We start from the raw sequence: 19,100 nt of genomic DNA on the forward strand, positions 1-19,100 counted from the left end.
CCCGAGGTCTGTTCGCGGCCGGACGCCTGCCAGTGCGCCGGAACGAAGATCGAGGCGTTCGGCGGAGCACGCGCTGTCACTTGGTGTGGTTGGGGGCATCGAAGGCCGACGGGGGAGCTGGCGGTCGTCTTCAAACCGCGAAGACGGGTTCGCCAGTGAACTGACCTACGGTGAGCTGAGGTCGAAGGTGGGTAGCGGAGCAGGAGCGAAACTGGAGCGCGCTGTATTCCCGCACCGACTCAGAACAGTCTCAACGTGCCGCAATTGCCCCAAGCTGCGCATGGGATTCTCTATTACCGCAGGTCAGCGGCTTGTTTGTGCCACACTGGGGGTCAAGGGGTCGCAGGTTCAAATCCTGTCAGCCCGACGGTCTGTTGGAGCCCACTGGCTCTGGGTGGAAGACCAGGTCAGCGGGCCTTTTGGTGTTTCCTTCGCGTTCGCTGCGCCTCATCGATTTCAAGATCAATAGGGATGTGAAGGAGCGATTCTGGAGTGGATCATGCTTCCGGCGGCAAATGGGGTCGCCTAACGGCTCCTCCTCGGCTGATTCTTGGCCAACTGACGTGAACCTGCTCGAACCGCCCGAAACCCGGTCCAGGTCCGTGGGATCGGCGCCGTTGCGCACGGCTGACGGCCGCGCTGGACGGCTGGGATCAGTTGGCGGTGGTTCGGGAGCGATCCGGCCGTTCGGCGGCGCCTACGGCGCTCGACGAGATCCGGATATGACGGTGGCCCGCTGCCGGGCGGCAGCGGGCCACGCGTCGAGGTTTGTCAGGCGGCGAGCAACAGTGGTTGCGTGATCGCCGGCCCATGGTGTTCATGCAAGGTGGCGACGGCGTCGTGCCAGCGGCGTTCGAGACTGTCCAGCAGGCGGGCCCCGACCTCGGCGGCGACGTGGGAGTAGACGTCGCGGATCTCGTCGGGAATCCGGTGCCCAGCCGCCGCGACTGCGCGCTCTCCGGAATGCCATCGGCGATGATCCGGGCTGTGGCGGAGGTCGTGGAAGCGAAGTCCGGTCAGGATCGCTGCACTAACGCCTCGGGACGGACCGCGGCGTAGGTTCCCATCTGTGGCTAGGTGTCCTGTAAGTCATCGGAGCCAGAGGATGATGGCGGCGATGGTGAGTTCGGCTTGGTAGTAGGCGGCGCGTTTGGCGTAGCGGGTGGCCAGGTCACGGAACTGTTTGAGCCGGTTGAAACACCGTTCGACCACGTTGCGCCGCTTGTAGGCCTCAGCGTCGAAGGCGGGTGGTCGCCCGCCGCGGGAACCTCTGGCGGCGCGGCGAGCGATCTGATCCTCGCTCAGGACTGACGAACCGGATGCGCCGGTCCCGTCGCTTGCGGGTTGAGGGATGTGAGTAGGCCTTATCCGCGACCACACGATCGGGTCGGCATTGCGGCCTGCCTGGTCCGATCCGGGCGACCGCCATGCCGTCGAGCAGCGGCAGCCCGCAGCCGTGACGGCGAGGTGAATCTTGGTGCTCAGTCCCCCGCGGCACCGGCCGAGTCCTTCCCCGTCGACCGCAAGCGCCTCGACGCCGGGCGCGCAGCCCCCTTTTTTTCCGGGCGCCAGCAGAATGCTGGTGCGCCCGGACCACGCTCGAATCGAATCGGCTTGGTTGGCCGCACCCCGGTTGAGAACGAGCTGGTCGCGGCCGCGGTTTCTTCGGGTTCTCACTGGTCGGTTCCGCCGCAGCTACTTCGCCCATCGTCCACCGGATCTGAGCTATTCGGAGGAAACGAGCGCGCACGACGTGCTGGGCCAGGTCGGTCAGCCCACAGTCGCTCCACGCTACGTGCACCACGCCCAGCTCAGCCCAGGCTGGCTATCAGTGCTGGCCGGGGTCGAGCTCAGCGAGTCTGGACGGCTTGGCTGCGGATCCGTTCCTGTGCCCGGTGGTGAGAGAACGCCGCCGTTTGCCCGCTGGCTCGCGCCGTACGGCGCAGCACAGTGCTCGGCGGAGTGCACATTCGACCTCGAACCGGTCGAGCCACACCTGCTTGCTTCCCGGTGCCAGGATGTTCGTCGACAACGCGGTCGCTTACCCGCGCTCTGGTGCCAAGCAGGTATTAATCCGACACGTCGGTTTCCGGCCACGAGATGACGCTGTACGGCTCCGGCGACCCGGGTGGCGTTCCTAGCCTGATGCCAGAGAACGGCGCACCGGGTCAGCGACGGGACCAACGCGGAGGCGACATGGCGAAATACAGCGACGACTGGGACGCGGTCTCCGGGCTGGGGCGCACGGCCTTGGCAACTGCGGCGGGCCGGGCGATCGAAACCACTCGGACGAACGGTCTGGTCAACGATCCTTTCGCCAAGCAGTTCGTCGTCGAGGCCAAGTCCCCGACGCCGATGCCCACCGAGCTGGCGGATCCCGTCGATCGCACCTCCGAGTTCGACCGTCGCTGGGACATCATCTCGATGGCGGTCGGCGTCCGGACGCGCTTCTTCGATCAGCACCTCCTGGAAGCGTCGCGTACTGGTTGCGAGCAGGCAGTCATCCTCGCCGCAGGACTTGACACTCGCGCCTACCGCCTCGAGCTTCCGCCCGGCACCAAGCTGTTCGAGGTCGACAAGCCCGGCGTTCACGAGTTCAAGCAGAGGGTCCTCAACGGCTTGAGAGCAAACCCGCTCTGCGATCGCCGGACCGTCTCCTGCGACCTTCGCGACGACTGGATCGAACCGCTGGCCGCTGCCGGTTTCGAGCCCGGACGGCCCACCTGTTGGTTGATCGAAGGCCTGACCGCCTACCTGACCGGGGACGAGGAAACGAGGCTCTTCAAATCCCTGCACGACGTGTCGACCTCTGGCAGCTACCTGGGCTTCGACCACCCTGCGGATCCGGACGAGCTGCGGCGCGACACATACCAGGCGAACTCCCAGTACGGCTTCGATCTCGCCGCCCTCCTCGTGACCGACAGCGCCAAGGACCCGGTCGGATACCTGCGATCCATCGGGTGGGAGGTCGCCACCACGGGGCCGGCCAAGGACGCGACTCTCTACTGCGGCCGGCACAACCCGTACGGGAGCCGCGACCTCGCCCACAAGTGGTTGTTCAGTCGCGCTGTTCTTCGGGGCTGATCGAGCCAGGCGGGCCGGGCACTCCCCTCGTCACAGGTGACGCCGGAGAAACCGCACCACGGCTGCCTCGAACGCCTCGTTGTCGCCCCCCGAGACCGTGTGTCCGACGCCGGACACCTCCACATACTCGGCATTTGGGAGAATCCCCAGGAACCGTTGCGCATGTGCGCGGCTCAGTACGTTGCTGTCGGCACCACGAATAAGCAGGGTGGGAGCCTTCAGTCTTGCCGCAGCTTCGGCGAACCGTTCCGGAGTACCCTTCATCAGCTCCAAGTTTGCACCGTGCATCATGGCCGGATCCCATCGGCAGTAGAACCGGCCGTCCGCTCCTTTCCGGAGGCCGCGTCCCACACTGTGACGGAATTCCGCCCGTCGCGGGTGCGGGACCATTCGCGAGAGGAAGTCCGCGGCTTCATCGAGTGTGGCGAAGCCCCGCGCCGCGATCCGCATGAACCGCACAATGTCACCTCGGCCGGATTCGTCGAGCCACGGCGCGACGTCGACCAGGACGAGCGCGGAGCATGCGATCGTCGGGTTCTCTCCCGCGGCGATCAACGCGGTCAGCCCGCCGAGTGACGCACCGACAATCGCGAGCGGTCGCCCCAAGTGCTCCGCCACTGCGCGGAGGTCGTCAGCGAACGCATCGATGGAGTAATCTGCGTCGGGAGCCCAATCACTGTCCCCATGGCCGCGGGCATCCAGCCGTGCGGCGAGAAAACCCGCACCCGCGAGCTTGTCCGGTGCGGATCGCCAGGACTGGCGCGTCTGCCCGCCGCCGTGCAGGAGCACGACAACGGGGCCGTCAGCCGGCCCCGTGAAGTCACCCGCAAGCTCCAGCCCATGACCGCGCAGACGAACAAGGGATTGGGCCCCGTTTCCTCTTCCGTCGTTCTCGAACATGACTGGATCGTTGCTGGTCTCCGTGGCCGCTCTCCACCTGTTGTCGTCTATTCGTCACCGCCTGTCGCGAAACGATCCACGTTCTGAGTGCAAATCCGTGACACTGGCAGAAAGTCGCCGGTCAAGGCAGGGGAGCATCCCATGGCGGATCTGCAGACGAGTCATGAACCCGACATCGACTGGACCGGGCGGGCATCACCGCACACGTTCTCCTCCTGGAACCGACAACGCACGAGCTCCATGCCCTACTACCGGTACCAGCCATTCGATCGGGTGGTGGGAGCGGTGTCGCTTTCGAGCCGGACCTGGCCGGAGCGGCGGATCACGGCTGCACCGCTGTGGTGTGCGGTCGACTTGCGTGACGGCAACCAGTCGCTGGTGAGCCCCATGTCGCCAGCACGAAAGCGCAAACTGTTCGACCTCCTGGTCGAGATGGGATACAAGGAGATCGAGGTCGGATTCCCGGCCGCGAGCCAGGATGACTTCACGTTCGTGCAGGAGATCATCGAGGACGAGGCGATCCCGGGAGACGTTCGCATCCAGGTCCTGACCCAGTGCCGGAAAGAACTGATCGAACGGACCTTCGAAGCTCTCCGCGGCGCACCGGAAGCCATTGTCCACATCTACCATTCCACTTCGATCCTGCAGCGCCGCGTGGTCTTCCGCGAGACGCGGGCGGCGATCAAGAAGATCGCGGTCGAGGCCGCAACACTCGTCGCGGACCTCGCCGGGCGTGACCCCGACACGACGTTCCACTACCAGTATTCGCCGGAATCCTTTACTGGCACCGAACTGTCGTACGCCGCCGAGGTGTGCAACGCCGTGAGCGAAGTCTGGCAACCGACTCCCGAACGACCGGTTATCATCAACCTCCCCGCGACAGTGGAGATGGCCACCCCGAACATCTACGCGGATTCGATCGAGTGGATGTCCAGGAACCTCGATCACCGGGAGTCTGTCATCCTCTCGCTGCACCCGCACAACGACCGTGGTACGGCTGTTGCCGCAGCGGAACTGGGGCTCATGGCCGGTGCCGACCGGGTGGAAGGATGTCTCTTCGGCAACGGAGAGCGCACCGGCAACGTCGATCTGGTCACCCTCGGGATGAACCTGTACAGCCAGGGAGTCGACCCGCAAATCGATTTTTCCGACATTGATCGGATCAAGGCCACGGTAGAGCACTGCAACCAGCTTCCAGTTCATCCCCGGACTCCGTGGGGCGGGGACCTGGTGTACACGGCGTTCTCCGGAAGCCATCAGGACGCGATCAACAAGGGACTCAAGGCCTTGTCCACTCGAGCGAGGAGGAAGGGTGTTGATGTCGAGCATTCCCGGTGGGAGGTCCCCTACCTGCCGATCGACCCGAAAGATGTGGGCCGGACTTACGAGGCTGTCATCCGAGTCAACTCACAGTCCGGCAAGGGGGGCGTCGCTTACGTCATGCGGAGCGAACACCACCTCGAGTTGCCCAGGGAACTCCAGATCGAGTTCTCGCGGTTGGTTCAGCGACGAAGTGAGGCGACCGGCGGGGAGATCGACCCCGCGGCGATGTGGAAGTTGTTCGCCGGCGAATACCTCGACAAGCGGAGGCCATGGCAGCTGGTTCGCCTCGATGTCGCCAGAAGTGAAGGATCGACCTGCACGCTCGAGGCGAATATGGTCAACGATGGCGCCGACCTGACGATCCAAGGCACCGGAAACGGGCCGGTCGCCGCGTTCTTCGACGCGCTCGCCCAGGTCGGTGTGAACCTGAGCTTGCTCGACTACCAGGAACACGCACTCACAGCGGGCGACGACGCCGAGGCGGCGGCTTACGTTCGATGCCTGGTGGAAGGCAAAGCAGTTTGGGGGGTTGGAATCGCCCCATCGATAATCATCGCATCGATCCGCGCCGTCGTCTCGGCGATGAACCGGGGCCGGCGCGCCGAGCGGCGGATGCGCTGCGTTTGACGGGGACAGTCAGTCATTCAAGCGTTCGGAGGGAAACCATGAAAGAGCTGGAACCGCTTGTCCGCAACGCCTGTTCGCTTCTGGTCGTCCCGGGACACCGTCCGGATCGCTTCCCGAAAGCCTTCGCGTCGGGGGCGGACCTGGTGATGCTCGACATCGAGGACGCCGTCGGACCGGAGCTGAAGCCACAAGCGAGGAAGCACATCGACGATTGGCTCACTGACAACCGGCCGGCGGTTGTCCGCATCAACGGTGTGGGCACGCCGTGGCACGGCGACGATCTCGCGATGGTTGCCGAACACGAGAACTGCGTGGTGATGATCCCGAAAGCGGAGCATCCGGACCAAGTGAACGGGGTGCGAAGACACCTCCGGCCCCGCTCGGTGGTGATACCGGCGCTGGAGACGGCGACAGGTATCCTGGCGGCTCAGCCGATTTGTTCCGCCGACGGCGTGGTCCGGATCATCCTGGGCAACGCCGACCTGTCCACCGACCTCGGTGTCGACGTCGCCGACTGGGATGCGCTGCGCCACGCCCGGTCACACTTGGTTATCGCATCGGCTTCGGCCGGCGCAGCGCCACCCCTGGACGGCGTGACCACCGCTCTCTACGACGACGAACTCGTGCGACGCGAATCGCTGAGAGCCGCGGCCTTGGGCTTCACCGGCAAGGCATGCCTCCATCCCAGGCAGGTGGCGGTCGTCAACGACGTCTTCCGACCGTCGGAGCGGGACGTGGAATGGGCCCGGAACCTGCTGCGGAGCGAGGGTGACGGGTCGGTGGCAGCGGTTGAGGGCCAGGTCGTGGGCAAACCCATCCTCGACCGTGCGCGAATCGTCTTGGCCCGCGCTGGCCTGGTGCCCGAGACCGCCCAGGAGGACCGATGACGATAAAACCGGGTTGGCGCGGGCGCTTCTACGAAGATTTCGAGGTGGGGGACATATACCGGCATCCGCTGGGGCGGACGATCACGGAGACGGACAACACCTGGTTCAGTCTGCTCACGATGAACACGGCCGAGGTCCACTTCAACGCGGAAGCTGGGCGACAGTCGGAATTCCGACGGTCGCTGGTCAATTCCGCGCTGACTCTGGCGATTGCGGCCGGCCAGAGCGTCATCGACACATCGTTCAACGCTGTCGCCAACCTCGGTTGGGAGCACATTCGGCTTACGCGTCCGGTGTTCGCCGGGGACACGTTGTGGTCCGAATCGATCGTCCTGTCGCGGCGGGAATCTGCCAGTCGGCCGCATGCGGGCATCGTCACGGTCCGAACGAGGGCGGTCAACCAAGACGGCGCGGAGGTCCTCTCCTTCGTGCGCACGTTTCTCGTTTCCAAAGGTGACGCGCGTCGGCCGAATTCCTTTCCAGCGGTCAGAGAGCCGTTGCTCCCGGCTGATCAACCTGCGCCGGCGGACAAGTCGTGGCGCGCGCGATGATCTGACGGGCTCGATCCAGGAGCGGCTTGTCGACAAACTGCCCTTCCACGACAGCGACAGCACGACCGCTTGAGATCAGCAGAATCTCCCGCGCCCACTCGACATCACGGGTGGACGGTGCGAAGGCACTGTGGACCGTGGGGATCTGGCCAGGGTGGATGCACAGTTTTCCGGTGAAGCCGAGCTCGACGGCGTGCCGGCTGTCCGAGAAAAGGGCGGAGTCGTCGCGAAGGGCGGTGGTCACACCGTCGACGGGCCCGGGCAAGCCGGCCGCCGCGGAAGCGAGCGCCAGAGCCGACCGCGCCCACGCCAGCCCTTCCCGGTTCGTGTGGCTCACGCCGAGTTGAGTGGCGAGATCACCGTTGCCGAACGCGAGTCGCACCACTCCCTTTGTCCGGGCGATGCTTGGCGCAGCGAGGACTCCCGAGGCGGTTTCCAGGAGCGGAACCACGCACGAGCCGGCGGCGAGTCGAGAGATCACGCGGTCGATGTCGTCCGGCTCCTGCGCCTTCGGCACCATGACGCAGACCGGCCCCGCTGAGAGGACATCGAGTTCGGCTTCGTGCCAAGGAGTGCCGCGGCCGTTGATGCGGATGACCGCATGTCCGCCGGCCTCCAGCCACGCCTGTGCGTGGTTCAGCGCGTCTCCCTTCGCCTCCGGACCGACCGCGTCCTCGAGGTCGATGACGATGTGATCGGCTCCGCTGACGGCCGCTTTCGCGAACCGGTCCGGTCGATCACCCCCGACGAACAGCAACGTTCTCGCCGAGGCGACGGCGGACCACAGCTCATTCACGTCCGTGCCGTCCTAGTTCGCTCGATGGCCGTGTTTGCCAAGTGCGCCCGCGTCGTGCAGGCGTCGGAGATGGTGGTCTTCGTAACCGAGGACATCGCGCAGTACCGATTCCGTGTGCTCGCCTCGGAGCGGCGCGCGTGTGTGGTCCGTGCGTACGGGACCGGCACGCACCGCGCTGTTGACCGAACGGACGACCCCGAACGCCGGGTGGGAGAAGTCGACGACCATGCCACGGGCCCGGGTCTGCTCGGAGTCCAGTGCCTGCTGGACGTCGTTCACCGGCGCACAGGGGACCGCCGCCGCCTTGAGAACGCGAAGCCACTCGTTGACCGGCCGGGTCGCCAGGATGCCATCGAGGATGGCGACGAGCTCGCCCCGGTGAGCGTTGCGGTCGGCGAACGAGGCGAACCGCGGGTCGTCCGCGAGGTCCGGGCGCTCGATCGCGTGCACCAGCCGGTGCCAGAACTTCTCCTTCGCGCACCCCATGACGAGCCAGCCGTCCTGGGCGGCGAAGAGCTGGAACGGCACCAGGGACGGGTGTGCTGACCTCGCTGTCCTCTCGGGCCGGTATCCAGCGGTCAGGTTCCAGGTACCCAGGTAGTTCAGCATGGCCAGAGCGGTGTCATACAGGCTCAGGTCACATTCCATTCCCACGCCGTCCCGCCGCGCCGCGTGAACGGCGGCGAGGAGTGACAATGCCGCTGTGAGGCCGCCGCTGAAATCGACGAGTGACAGCCCGGTCTTGGTCGGTGGGCCGTCCGGCTCCCCGGTCAGGTGCATCCAGCCCGTATACGCCTGGAGCACGTAGTCGTACGCGGGTTCTTGGGCGTGCGGGCCCGACGATCCGAACCCGGACAGCAGGCAACAGACGATCCTCGGGTTGATCGGGGCCAAGTCCTCGTATCGGATCCTCAGCTTCGCCGGCACGTCACCCCGGAGATTGGCGAAAACAGCGTCCGCGTGGCGAACGAGATCCTCGAAGACCTCTCGCCCCTCACCCACTCGAAGGTCGAGAGTGATGCTGCGCTTGTTGCGGTTGTTGGCCTCGAAGAACAGGGAGTTCTCGCCGTCGGAGAACGGTGGAACCTGCCGGCCGACATCACCGCCGGTGCCGGGGTCTTCGATCTTGATGACATCGGCCCCGAGATCGGCTAGCTGCAGCGAACCGAACGGACCGGCACCGTACTGTTCCAAGGCGATGATCCGCAGGTCGGCCAGTGGCTTCATGCCGCACCTTCAGTCGCCGGCGCCGTCAATGGGATCTTGGCAGTGGGGAAGGTGGATCGCTTGGGTGCGTGTCCTTGCTTGTAGACCATGAAGGAGCGGAGGAACGAAATGACTTCGTCCCCATGCTGGTTCAGGCCGCGGGTCTTGATCCGGACGATGCCCGCGTGGGGCCGGCTCGCCGATTCCCGCTTGTCCACGACCAGCGATTCCGCCCAGAGCGTGTCACCGGCGAAGACCGGATGAGTCAGACGGACCTCCTCCCAGCCGAGGTTGGCCAGGCCGTTCCACGTCGTGTCGATGACGCTCTGGCCCACCACGATGGCCAGTGTGAGCGTGGAGTTCACCAATGAGCGACCGAATTCCGAAGTTCGTCCGACCTCGGCGTTGAAGTGGTCCTCGGCGGTGTTCATCGTCAGCAGTGTGAACCAGGTGTTGTCCACCTCGGAAACTGTGCGGCCGAGCGGGTGACGGTAGGTGTCCCCGATGTCGAAATCCTCGTAATGGCGACCCTGCCACCCGAGCTTGCTGTTCACGGCAGCTCCTGTTCTGTCCGGGCTCGTCCGTCCAGCAGTCGGCCGCCTCCGGTGCGCGGGCGACCTCCCTGCGTACTAGGCGAGGAAAGCTGCCGTAAGGCTAAACCTCCAAGGTTTACGCGTCAACCCTAAACGGGGTGGTCGTGTTCGAGAACCGCTTCCAGGTACGCAAGGTGTGCCCGCGTGGATTCGCGTGCGCCGGCCTGGTCCTGCACTTCCACATATCCCAGGATTTCCTGATGCTGCTCGTCGATCCGGCTCTGTATGTGCGCCGGAAGGTCGCGCTGTCGGTCGTGTTCGAGCGCCAGGTTGAGCACTGGCGCGCCGAGTGTCTCGATCAGTGGGTCGTGTGCGGCATGCAGCAGGGCGACGTGGAACCGGGCGGCCGCGGTCGGGCCGCGACCCCCGTTTTCGGCGAGTGTGGCCTTGATCTCGACGATGTCGTTCGCGTCCCGGTGCACAGCCGCGAACCCGGCGGCCGGCACTTCGAGGAGGCGCCGTGCGCGAGAGAACGCCGCCGGCGCGATCTGATCGCTTCTGAGCAGGGTGAGCAGGCCGGTCTGCAACGAGTCGGCGATCTGCGGCGGTCCCGGGAGAACCACGAAGACGCCTCCCCCGAGACCGCGTTTGATCTTGAGCCAGCCCTGGCTGGCCAGCACGCGCTGAGCTTCGCGGGCGGTCCCTCTGCTGACGCGGTAATGCTCCGAGATCTCGGAGTCCGGCGGGAGGCGATCGCCCGGCTTCAGCTCGCCCGTCAGGATCTGGTGACGAATGTGCTCGGCAAGTTCATCGTAGGCGGTCAACCGGCCTCCCTGACACCGAGGGCGGATCGGACCGGTGGCACGCCGAGTCCTTGCGGCTCATTTCCGGAGGGTTTGAGAAGGGAGTTCGCCGTACCGTTCGCGGTAGTCCGCGGCGAATCGGCTGCGGCTGACGAAACCCCATTCCCGGGCAATGGCGCCCACCGACACCTCGGTCGGTGCGGCTGCCCGGAGCGCGCTCCTCGCCCGCTCCAGCCTGACCCCGCGGAGGTAGGCCATCGGCCCGATTCCCATGTCGCGCCTGAATGCCCGTTCGAGCGTCCGCACACTGACGCCCTGCGCGCGGGCAAGGCTTCGTGACGTGTGGTTCCATTCCGGGTGTGCTCGGACGATTTCGACCACGGCAGTGACGAGACGGCCCGAAATCGACTTCGGCGGTTCACCGTGCAACTGGTCGCTGTAGTTGTGGGTTGCCGTGAGAAGCAAGCGGGTCATCAGATTCTGCTCGGTGCTGCTGGTTGCGTAAGGGGATTCGTACGCCGCGGGATCGTTCACCAACCTGCGGGCCACCAGGGCGAGGTCTTCGGCAAACGCCTTGCCGCTTCCGGATGCGACTTCGAAGCCGAGCCGGAAACTCAGCGGTACCGGCAGGGGATGCCCGAGCAGATCTCGTAGGTGAGCCTCCAGCACCGGCTGTTCTATCCGAACCACGTTCTGCCTGCATCCTTCGGTCAAGCGCTGTTTCGAATATTCGGTGGGGGCCGCGACAGCGGCGTGACCCGGCTGCAAGCGCACTTGCTGGCGCCCATTTCGGATGACGCTCACACCGGAAAGTGGAATGACAACAGCGAAAAACGAATCGAGGTGGCCGGCGTCGATATCGACTTCAGTTCCGTACGAGAGATCATTGACCACGATATCCCGCATGCGTTTGGTCCAGAAATGAGCTGAGACATTTTTTGTGCGCCCGACCAGCGTCACTCGATGTGGCCCCAAGGAACGAGTTACGGCCTCGCGCATCTGATCCAGGTCGGAAAACGAGACCCGCTGACTTGCATCGAATGGCTGCGCCCCTGCTGGCTCGCCCATGCCCGATAACCCCCAGTCGTCTGCTGACGGACGTCGGCCCCGCATCGACATCTCCGGCGACTCGTCCGACGCTAGCCGAGGCAGGTGCGAGGTGCAAACAGCAAGTTGCATACCGGTGGAATCGCTAGGCGTTCCCCCGGACTTTGTAACCCCCGAGGTTTACTGTTGAGTAGGTGCAGTCGACCTGGATTGCATATGGGTGTAGAGACTGCGAGCGGCACGCAGGTGGGCTCGTGTTGCCTCCCGCGCCCCTACCTGGTCGCGCGCTTCCAGGTAGCCCAGAATTTCGCGGTGCTCCTGGTCGATGTCATGCCAGACCGAGGCCGGCGTCTTCTCTCTCACGAACCGATCGTTGAGCACCTGAAATACGGGTCCGGCAAGGATCTCGAGCAGCGGGTTGTGTGCTGCTTTCAAGATCGCCAAATGGAACGCTCGAGTGCTGGCGAAGACGGTCTTCGGGTCGACCTCGCGGGAGGTGAACAGGGCGCGCCGGACCTCCTCGAGGTCCTCATCGGTCCGGCGCAGCGCGGCCAATTCCGCTGCCGGAACCTCGAGCAGTTCCCGCACCTCGACCAACGCGGCGACGGACAGATCCGCGCTCTGCGCGCGCAGGGTGAGGCTGGCCAGCAGCGTGCTGCTCACGTGCTCGGCCTCGGGCACCGCGACGAAGATGCCTCCTCCGATGCCGCGCTTGACCACCAGTAGTCCCTGGCTGGACAGCGCGCGGAGTGCTTCCCGCGCAGTGTTCCTGCTCACCTGGTAGTGGGACGACAGCTCCGGCTCGCTGGGGAGCCGGTCGCCGGGACTCAGGACCCCGGTCAGGATCTGCTGCCGCAGTTCCTCCTCGAGTCGCCGGCCCGCTGTAGTCACGCCCCTGCGGTTGTCTGGCATGGATGCACATCGTAAGGGGTGCGGGGTGTAGCGGAACCAATGGCGGCACCGCGCCCGCATCACCCATCCGGGCTAGTTCGTTGGACCTCGGTCCCCTGCGGAGCTACGGTGGCCAAACCTTGGAGGTTTTGCCTTCCGGTTGCGTCATCCACACCGCGTGTCAGAGCTCGGTCGGCGGCGCGCCAAGGTGAAATCGCCCCCTCGATTCCCTCGAAGGGAGCATCAACGTGGATGCCCTGGATTCCGGCGGATCGCCTCCGGCGGCCGCGAACACGATATCGGCGGCGACGCTGGCAGCGAGATTCGAACGGCTGCCCTTCACTCGCTACCAGCGCAAACTGGGCTTTATCCTCGCCACCTGTTTTGTGATCGACCTGTTGGACATCTCGCTCCTGTCGTACCTGCTCGCGCCCATTTCACTGGACCTCCAGCTTTCGAAGGGAGCCGCCGGACTAGTCGGTGCCGCGGGATTCGCCGGTATGGGCATCGGCGCGACGATCGCGGGAGTGCTGGCCGACCGCTTCGGCCGTCGTCGGATACTCGTACACAGCATGCTGCTGTGGGGCGCGGCGACTTTGCTCGCGGCGTTCGCGTGGGATTTCTGGTCGTTCCTGACTTTCCGTTTCATCACTGGCATCGGATTGGGCGCCGAACTGCCGGCGGCGCTGTCGCTGCTGGCCGAGTTCATGCCCGCGAACCGGCGCGCGAGCCTTACCGGGTGGATGCAGGTGGGCGGAGCGGCCGCGGGGGTCGCGTTCGGCGCGTTGTCCTTGTTGGCCGTCTCTTTCGCGGTCGCCGGCTGGCGCGGCATGTTCGTCCTGATCGCGGTCAGTGCCGTGTTCGCCCTCTACGTGCGCCGAGGACTTCCGGAGTCACCTCGCTGGTACCAGTCGCGAGGTTATGCCGCGCAAGCTGACATAGAGATGCGCAAGATCGAGGCGGCGGTCGAGACGGCCCAGGGTCGTGCACTGCCCCCCGCAACCGTCACGGACGTCACCGAGGTGAAAGAGCACCGAGGTTCGCTACGCGAACTGGTTTCCCGTCGGTATCTGCGCCGTACGTTGCTGGCCTGGGCCCTGTGGCTGATCGTGCTGATCGGCTACTACGGAATCACCGTGTGGGTGGGCAAGCTCCTGGTCGACCGCGGGATGTCGATCTCCAAGTCGATCGCGGCTACCCTGTTGATGCAGGCGGGAGCGATCCCGGGGGCCTGGCTTGCCGGCTACACGCTGGAACGTGTTGGTCGCAAGGCCGTCATGGTCGCCGCGCTCGGTCTCGTCGGTGTCACCGCTTGGTGGTATGGCCACGCTTCGTCGTTCGGGATGGTCGTCGTCGCGGGGGCGACCATGCAGTTCAGCCTCGTCGCAGTCGCCACGGCGCTGTATGCGTACACGCCTGAACTGTTCCCGACGCGGGCGAGAGCCACTGGTATGGGCACTGCCTCGACCGTGGGGCGCGTTTCGGCGATCACCGGGCCGCTCATAGTGCCCCCGATGGTGCTCGCCTGGGGGAACGCGGGGACCTTCACCGCTTTCGCCGCCTGTTTCGGCTTGGGCGCGATCATCGTGCTGGTGTTCGGACCGGAAACGAAGGCGCGGGTCCTCGAACACATCTCCAGTTGAGCGTTCACCCGAGCGCGATCCACGGTAATCAACTATTTCGGGAGTTCTTGTTGACCACGCAGCTTGGTGTCTCGAGCTGGTCCCTGACCCGGACCGACCACGATGTGAATGGACTCTTCGTCCGTGAAACCCGTCCCGAGGCACAGATCGGCATCACTGTCCCTGTGCTATTGCTGCACGGGGGAATGCACGGTTGGTGGACCTGGGAGCGGTGGCAGAGCTATCTCGGCCGCGTCGGATGGCAGACATTCGCGATGTCGTTACCGGGTCACACCGACTCCGCCCCTCTGCCTGAGGAGCGGTTGTTGAAGTTGAGGATCGCTGACTACGCCGACGCGGTGGAGGAGGTTCTCGATTTCATTGGGACACCGGCGGTCCTCGTGGCGCATAGCATGGGCGGCTGCGTGGCGCAACAGGTCGCGCAACGGCGCAAGCTCGCCGCCCTTGTGCTCGTGACCAGCGTCGGTCCCGGGCGCGCGGCACCCATCCGCCCCGACCTCCCGACCAACACTCCATTCGTACTCGACCGCGAGCAGGCGCGGAAACTGTTCTTCCACCAGGTCGACGACGACACGTTCGAGCACGTCTTCCGTCGGCTGGTTCCGGAATCTCCTGCAGCGCTCAACGATTACGCCCGCGGGGGAGTCGTCAGCAACCCCGACATCGGTTGTCCAGTCCTGATTTTCGAAGCGGAACACGACCGCCCCGTGATCACTCAGCACTGCCGGGATGCCGCCGACTTCTACCATGCCACATTGATCCGCGCCCTGGACAGCGGCCACGACCTCATGCTGGAAGCCCACGCAGAGCAGAACGCCGCTGCCTTGCACGCCTGGCTGGTGGCCCACGTCGCCAACTGTCTCCCCGCGATCCGGACGATCTCCTGACCGCCCCACCCTCGCTTACAACCATTCCTCTCGAAAGGTCTTATGTGATGAAGAGGCGTGCGCTCAATCGCGCCCTCGCTCTGGTGGCTCTCACCGCAACGGCAACCGCGACCGCCGTGACCATCCGGCACAGCAACGCAGTCGCCGACGCCGCCTCTGCCACGCGCGATGCCGTTCCGAATCTGGCTGCGCCGTACTCGGGCTGGAACGTTTCGCTTGCTCCGAAGCCGGACGAACCCGGCGCGCTGTCACTCGCCTATGACAGCCCGGCACTCGGACGGCGGACGGTGAACGCGGTGTACTTGCCCACCAGCTACCGCGCCAGTGGGCCCGCGGCTCCAGTCCTGTATTTTCTGCACGGAACAGTTGTCCCCGCGCTGGACGACAGGCTGTACGACCCGGCCACCTGTGTGGAGTCGCTCCTGTGCATGATCTCCGGTGGGGGCGGGAACAAGCAGACCTTGTTGCAGGGCTTCGCCACCCAGCGCGACAGGGCGAACTTCGTCGTGGTGGCTCCCGACACCCATCCGGAGACGAACTGGTGCGAGACCTGTCCGTGGATCGACGGACGTCCTGACGTCGTTCCGAACCTCCATCCGATGACCGCCGAGACCGTGCCTGCGGAGACGGTTCTTTACACCGAGATCATCCCTCTCGTCGAGCATGTCTTCAATGTGCGGCGCGATCGTGGCGGGCGGGGCATCAGCGGCTTCTCTCTCGGCGCCTTGGGGGCCCTGATCCAGGGATTTCGTCATCCCGACCGCTTCGCTTACGTCGCTTCGATCAGTGGGGCTTACGACATCGTTGACGAGCCCGTGATGAGCAACACCCTGAGCGCTCTCGGTGACTTCCGCGATCAAGGGTACGGCACGCCGCAAACGGACCAGCTGATGTGGCGCAACTTCAACCCGCGTGATCTCGTCGGCAATTTCGCCGGATCGGGCGCCCAGCTCATGCTCAGCGCCGGCGACATCTGCCTGCCCCCGACCGACGCCGCCGGCGCGGCGGATTGCGCGAAGTATCCCCCGTTACTCCACCCGGCCGCGACCACGGTCGAGATCATGGTGCGCCGGAACACCGATCTGTCGGTGAAGCAGTTGACTGACGCGGGTGTACATGCCACACAGGTGCGCTTTTCCGGCGTCCATGGTGCGAACAATCACCGGGTGTACGCAGATGTCATCGTGCCTCAGGCGAACCGGGTGTTCGCGAATTCGGTGCGCACCCCATCGACGTTCTCCTACCGGACAGTGGACAGCCGGTTCAGCATCTGGGGATACGACGTGAGCCTGGACCGTGAGCGGCCCGAATTCTTCGCACTCGAGAAGGCGTCGATCACCGGCGGCTCCTTCACCCTGGAGGGCAGCGGGACGGCCACCGTCACCACGCCGCCGTCGTTCAAGCCCGGTGGCGCTTATCAGGTGATCTACCAGAGTTCCCTCGGCGCCCCGCCGCGCAGCCTCGTGACCGCGGATCAGTCCGGCCGCCTCACGGTCCCGGTCGCACTGGGCACGAGTAAGGAGACAAGTCAGGTTCAGATCATCCCCGCCTGACCGGCCGCCGGACCGTCGCCGGTCCCTCGGTCACGGAACCGTGGGACCGGCGACGATTCCGCATTCGGTTCGATGTCGCAGAAGTCGTCCAGTCTGTCGTGAACCGGCTCCTTCCACGATCGGAACCCGCATACGGTCGAGGTCGCTCGTCCGCGTCCGTTTCACATGCGAGAGGGGTTCCACCAAGGTGCCTGGTTCCTCCCCAAGGCTGTTCACATCGGAGTCGGTGACCGAGGGACATCCGGACAAGATGTGCGACGCTATCAGTGACTCGATCCTGGACGTCCTGCTCTCGAAAGACCCCCGCAGCCGGGTCGCAGTGGAGACGCTGATCACCACCGGGCAGGTACACGTGGCTGGTGAGGTCACGAGTGAGGCGTATGCCGAAATCCCCGCGATCGTCCGCGAGAAGATACTGGACATCGGCTACGACTCCTCAGCCAAAGGATTCGACGGCCGATCGTGCGGCGTCAACGTCGCGATAGATGCTCAGTCACCAGACATCGCACGAGGAGTGGATTTCTCGTACGAGTCGCGCGACGCGGCCCTGCCGGACGAACTCGACCGGCAGGGTGCCGGTGATCAGGGCCTGATGTTCGGCTACGCGTGCCGGGAGACCCCGGAGCTGATGCCGTTGCCCATCGCGCTGGCTCACCGGCTTGCCCAGCGGCTGACCCGCGTGCGCAAGGACGGCACGATGCCCTATCTTCGACCGGACGGCAAGACACAGGTGACCATCGAGTACGACGGCGATCGTGCGGTCCGGCTGGACTCGCTGGTCATCTCGGCGCAGCATGCGGACGGAATCGACCTGGAGTCGATGCTCCGTGTGGACATCCTCGAGCACGTCGTGGAACCAGAGCTGCGGAGGCTGGAGCTGGAGACCGCGGATGTGCGGCTGCTCGTGAACCCCACTGGCCGGTTCGTGATCGGTGGTCCGATGGGTGATGCCGGCCTCACAGGACGCAAGATCATCGTCGACACCTACGGGGGCATGGCCCGCCACGGGGGTGGAGCGTTCTCTGGCAAGGACCCGTCGAAAGTGGACCGGTCCGCCGCGTACGCCATGCGATGGGTCGCGAAGAACGTGGCTGCGGCTGGGCTTGCCGACCGCGTCGAGGTCCAGGTCGCGTACGCGATCGGCAAATCCGCACCGGTGGGCTTGTTCCTGGAGACCTTTGGCACCGAGACCGTGGCGCCCTCGAAGATCCAGAGCGCCGTCTTGGAGGTCTTCGACCTGCGCCCGGCGGCCATCATCAGGAACCTCGACCTGCTGCGCCCGATCTATGCGCCGACCTCGGCCTTCGGCCATTTCGGCCGTCCGGAACTGGACCTTCCGTGGGAGAAGACCGACCACGCCGGTGTCCTGGCCGCTCTCGCCTCATGAGCGGCCGCCGGATCGTGGTGTCGGGGTCCATCGCGACTGATCACCTGATGGTGTTTCCCGGCAAGTTCTCCGAGCAGCTGGTCACGGGCGAGCTGGACAAGATCTCGCTGTCGTTCCTGGTGGACGATCTGGAAGTCCGCCGCGGCGGAACCGGGGCGAACATCGCCTTCGGCATGGGCTCGATGGGGTTGTCGCCAGTACTGGTCGGCGCCGTCGGAAGGGATTTCGGGAGTTACCGGAGCTGGCTGGAACAGCACCGTGTGGACACGCGATCGGTCCTTGTGTCGGACAGAAAGCACACCGCGCGTTTCGTCTGCACGACGGATGCCATGCAGAACCAGATCGCCTCGTTCTACGGCGGCGCGATGGCGGAGGCGCACGAGATCGGGCTGGACGCGGTGGTCGAAAGGGTAGGCGAACCACGTCTTGTCGTCATCGCTCCGAACGATCCTGCCGCGATGATGCGGCACACCGAGGAGTGCCGGCAGTGGGGGTTCCCGTTCGCGGCCGACCCGTCGCAACAGCTGGCGCGGATGGACGGCCGGGAAATCCGCGCACTGGTCACCGGCGCTGTCTGCCTGTTCACGAACGAATACGAGACGTCCCTGCTGCTGCGGGCAACGGGCTGGTCAACGGACACCGTGCTGAACAAGGTCGGCTGCTGGGTGATGACACACGGCGCCGATGGAGTGCACATCCGGTCCACAGCGGGATCGACGATCGTGCGCGCGGTGCCGACGGACCGGCCGGCCGATCCGACGGGAGTCGGCGACGCCTTTCGTGCCGGCTTCTTGTGGGGTGTCCACGTGAGACTGGGCCTCGAACGTTCGGCGCAGGTGGGGTGCACGCTGGCGACGATCGCACTCGAGAGTATCGGCACTCAGGAGTACCGGCTAGACCGTGCCGACTTCTCGGAACGGATCGCGCGGGTTTATGGCGGGGAGGCCGCCGGGGAGATCGAGTCCAGGTTGCGGGTGTGAGG

General features: G+C 65.3%; 17 protein-coding genes. 9 read left to right on the forward strand and 8 right to left on the reverse strand.

The features are described 5' to 3' along the window. Window positions 1-1,089: 1,089 nt before the first annotated feature. On the reverse strand, window positions 1,090-1,677 hold the full coding sequence (locus AMYTH_RS51285) for a transposase (RefSeq protein ID WP_167344630.1): 588 nt from the start codon (window positions 1,675-1,677) through the stop codon (window positions 1,090-1,092). A 519-nt stretch (window positions 1,678-2,196) separates the two neighbouring features. Between AMYTH_RS51285 and AMYTH_RS46610 the strand changes: the two genes are divergently transcribed. Continuing rightward, window positions 2,197-3,084 carry an SAM-dependent methyltransferase gene (locus AMYTH_RS46610; RefSeq protein WP_037323076.1) on the forward strand — a complete coding sequence of 296 codons (888 nt, stop codon included), beginning with the start codon at window positions 2,197-2,199 and terminating at the stop codon, window positions 3,082-3,084. Between the two features lie 30 nt (window positions 3,085-3,114). Here the strand turns inward: AMYTH_RS46610 and AMYTH_RS0141500 are convergent, their stop codons facing one another. Next, a complete protein-coding gene (locus AMYTH_RS0141500; protein WP_051362962.1) occupies window positions 3,115-3,984 on the reverse strand; it encodes an alpha/beta fold hydrolase in 870 nt (289 codons plus the stop codon). Window positions 3,985-4,125: 141 nt separating this feature from the next. Here AMYTH_RS0141500 and leuA point away from each other — a divergent pair, with 141 nt between their 5' ends. From leuA to AMYTH_RS0141515, 3 genes are read left to right on the forward strand one after another with little or no spacing between them, the layout of a single operon-like run. Continuing rightward, window positions 4,126-5,934: a 2-isopropylmalate synthase gene (gene leuA / locus AMYTH_RS46615; protein ID WP_051362963.1), complete on the forward strand. Its 1,809-nt coding sequence runs from the start codon at window positions 4,126-4,128 to the stop codon at window positions 5,932-5,934. Window positions 5,935-5,972: 38 nt separating this feature from the next. Beyond that, on the forward strand, window positions 5,973-6,821 hold the full coding sequence (locus AMYTH_RS0141510) for an HpcH/HpaI aldolase/citrate lyase family protein (RefSeq protein ID WP_027935186.1): 849 nt from the start codon (window positions 5,973-5,975) through the stop codon (window positions 6,819-6,821). Further along, on the forward strand, window positions 6,818-7,372 hold the full coding sequence (locus AMYTH_RS0141515; protein WP_027935187.1) for a MaoC family dehydratase: 555 nt from the start codon (window positions 6,818-6,820) through the stop codon (window positions 7,370-7,372). Before AMYTH_RS0141510 ends, AMYTH_RS0141515 begins: the two co-directional genes overlap by 4 nt. On the opposite strand, the gene AMYTH_RS0141520 is transcribed toward AMYTH_RS0141515, so the two are convergent. The 6 genes from AMYTH_RS0141520 to AMYTH_RS46630 all read right to left on the reverse strand — a co-directional run bounded on the left by AMYTH_RS0141520 (window position 7,308) and on the right by AMYTH_RS46630 (window position 12,669). After that, window positions 7,308-8,168, reverse strand: a complete 861-nt coding sequence (locus AMYTH_RS0141520) for an HpcH/HpaI aldolase/citrate lyase family protein (RefSeq protein WP_027935188.1) — start codon at window positions 8,166-8,168, stop codon at window positions 7,308-7,310. The genes AMYTH_RS0141515 and AMYTH_RS0141520 overlap by 65 nt on opposite strands. A 12-nt stretch (window positions 8,169-8,180) precedes the next feature. Further along, the gene (locus AMYTH_RS0141525) at window positions 8,181-9,395 is read right to left on the reverse strand and encodes a CaiB/BaiF CoA transferase family protein (protein WP_027935189.1); all 1,215 of its coding nucleotides are present in this window, start codon (window positions 9,393-9,395) and stop codon (window positions 8,181-8,183) included. Next, the gene (locus tag AMYTH_RS0141530; RefSeq protein ID WP_027935190.1) at window positions 9,392-9,928 is read right to left on the reverse strand and encodes a MaoC family dehydratase; all 537 of its coding nucleotides are present in this window, start codon (window positions 9,926-9,928) and stop codon (window positions 9,392-9,394) included. Before AMYTH_RS0141530 ends, AMYTH_RS0141525 begins: the two co-directional genes overlap by 4 nt. A gap of 128 nt (window positions 9,929-10,056) precedes the next feature. After that, on the reverse strand, window positions 10,057-10,731 hold the full coding sequence (locus AMYTH_RS46620; protein WP_051362964.1) for a FadR/GntR family transcriptional regulator: 675 nt from the start codon (window positions 10,729-10,731) through the stop codon (window positions 10,057-10,059). A gap of 57 nt (window positions 10,732-10,788) precedes the next feature. Then, a complete protein-coding gene (locus AMYTH_RS48455; RefSeq protein WP_167344631.1) occupies window positions 10,789-11,778 on the reverse strand; it encodes an AraC family transcriptional regulator in 990 nt (329 codons plus the stop codon). Between the two features lie 159 nt (window positions 11,779-11,937). Next, window positions 11,938-12,669 (reverse strand): FadR/GntR family transcriptional regulator, encoded by a 732-nt coding sequence (locus tag AMYTH_RS46630; RefSeq protein WP_051362966.1) that lies wholly within the window; start codon window positions 12,667-12,669, stop codon window positions 11,938-11,940. A 227-nt stretch (window positions 12,670-12,896) separates the two neighbouring features. On the opposite strand from AMYTH_RS46630, the gene AMYTH_RS0141550 reads away from it, so the two are divergent. From AMYTH_RS0141550 to AMYTH_RS0141570, 5 genes are all read left to right on the forward strand, one after another. Further along, entirely contained in the window at window positions 12,897-14,291 is a 1,395-nt protein-coding gene (locus AMYTH_RS0141550; RefSeq protein ID WP_167344632.1) for an MFS transporter, read from the forward strand. 50 nt (window positions 14,292-14,341) lie between these two features. Next, window positions 14,342-15,178, forward strand: coding sequence for an alpha/beta fold hydrolase (locus tag AMYTH_RS47380; protein ID WP_157360747.1), 837 nt, complete (start codon window positions 14,342-14,344; stop codon window positions 15,176-15,178). 47 nt (window positions 15,179-15,225) lie between these two features. Next, window positions 15,226-16,731, forward strand: coding sequence for an alpha/beta hydrolase (locus AMYTH_RS0141560; RefSeq protein ID WP_084022788.1), 1,506 nt, complete (start codon window positions 15,226-15,228; stop codon window positions 16,729-16,731). A gap of 208 nt (window positions 16,732-16,939) precedes the next feature. Then, the gene (gene metK, locus AMYTH_RS0141565; protein ID WP_027935194.1) at window positions 16,940-18,118 is read left to right on the forward strand and encodes a methionine adenosyltransferase; all 1,179 of its coding nucleotides are present in this window, start codon (window positions 16,940-16,942) and stop codon (window positions 18,116-18,118) included. Further along, entirely contained in the window at window positions 18,115-19,098 is a 984-nt protein-coding gene (locus AMYTH_RS0141570) for a carbohydrate kinase family protein (RefSeq protein ID WP_037323078.1), read from the forward strand. The genes metK and AMYTH_RS0141570 overlap by 4 nt, the downstream gene beginning before the upstream one ends. Window positions 19,099-19,100 lie beyond the last annotated feature (2 nt).

Source organism: Amycolatopsis thermoflava N1165, from assembly GCF_000473265.1.
Taxonomy (GTDB): domain Bacteria; phylum Actinomycetota; class Actinomycetes; order Mycobacteriales; family Pseudonocardiaceae; genus Amycolatopsis_E; species Amycolatopsis_E thermoflava.

Bases quoted from the DNA above. Each gene is read 5' to 3' on its own strand.
- AMYTH_RS0141560 (WP_084022788.1), top strand. From the start codon at position 15,226: ATGAAGAGGCGTGCGCTCAATCGCGCCCTCGCTCTGGTGGCTCTCACC.
- AMYTH_RS0141510 (WP_027935186.1), top strand. From the start codon at position 5,973: ATGAAAGAGCTGGAACCGCTTGTCCGCAACGCCTGTTCGCTTCTGGTC.
- AMYTH_RS46630 (WP_051362966.1), bottom strand. From the start codon at position 12,669: ATGCCAGACAACCGCAGGGGCGTGACTACAGCGGGCCGGCGACTCGAG.
- AMYTH_RS0141515 (WP_027935187.1), top strand. From the start codon at position 6,818: ATGACGATAAAACCGGGTTGGCGCGGGCGCTTCTACGAAGATTTCGAG.
- AMYTH_RS0141500 (WP_051362962.1), bottom strand. From the start codon at position 3,984: ATGTTCGAGAACGACGGAAGAGGAAACGGGGCCCAATCCCTTGTTCGT.
- AMYTH_RS0141570 (WP_037323078.1), top strand. From the start codon at position 18,115: ATGAGCGGCCGCCGGATCGTGGTGTCGGGGTCCATCGCGACTGATCAC.
- AMYTH_RS48455 (WP_167344631.1), bottom strand. From the start codon at position 11,778: ATGGGCGAGCCAGCAGGGGCGCAGCCATTCGATGCAAGTCAGCGGGTC.
- AMYTH_RS46610 (WP_037323076.1), top strand. From the start codon at position 2,197: ATGGCGAAATACAGCGACGACTGGGACGCGGTCTCCGGGCTGGGGCGC.
- AMYTH_RS0141525 (WP_027935189.1), bottom strand. From the start codon at position 9,395: ATGAAGCCACTGGCCGACCTGCGGATCATCGCCTTGGAACAGTACGGT.
- leuA (WP_051362963.1), top strand. From the start codon at position 4,126: ATGGCGGATCTGCAGACGAGTCATGAACCCGACATCGACTGGACCGGG.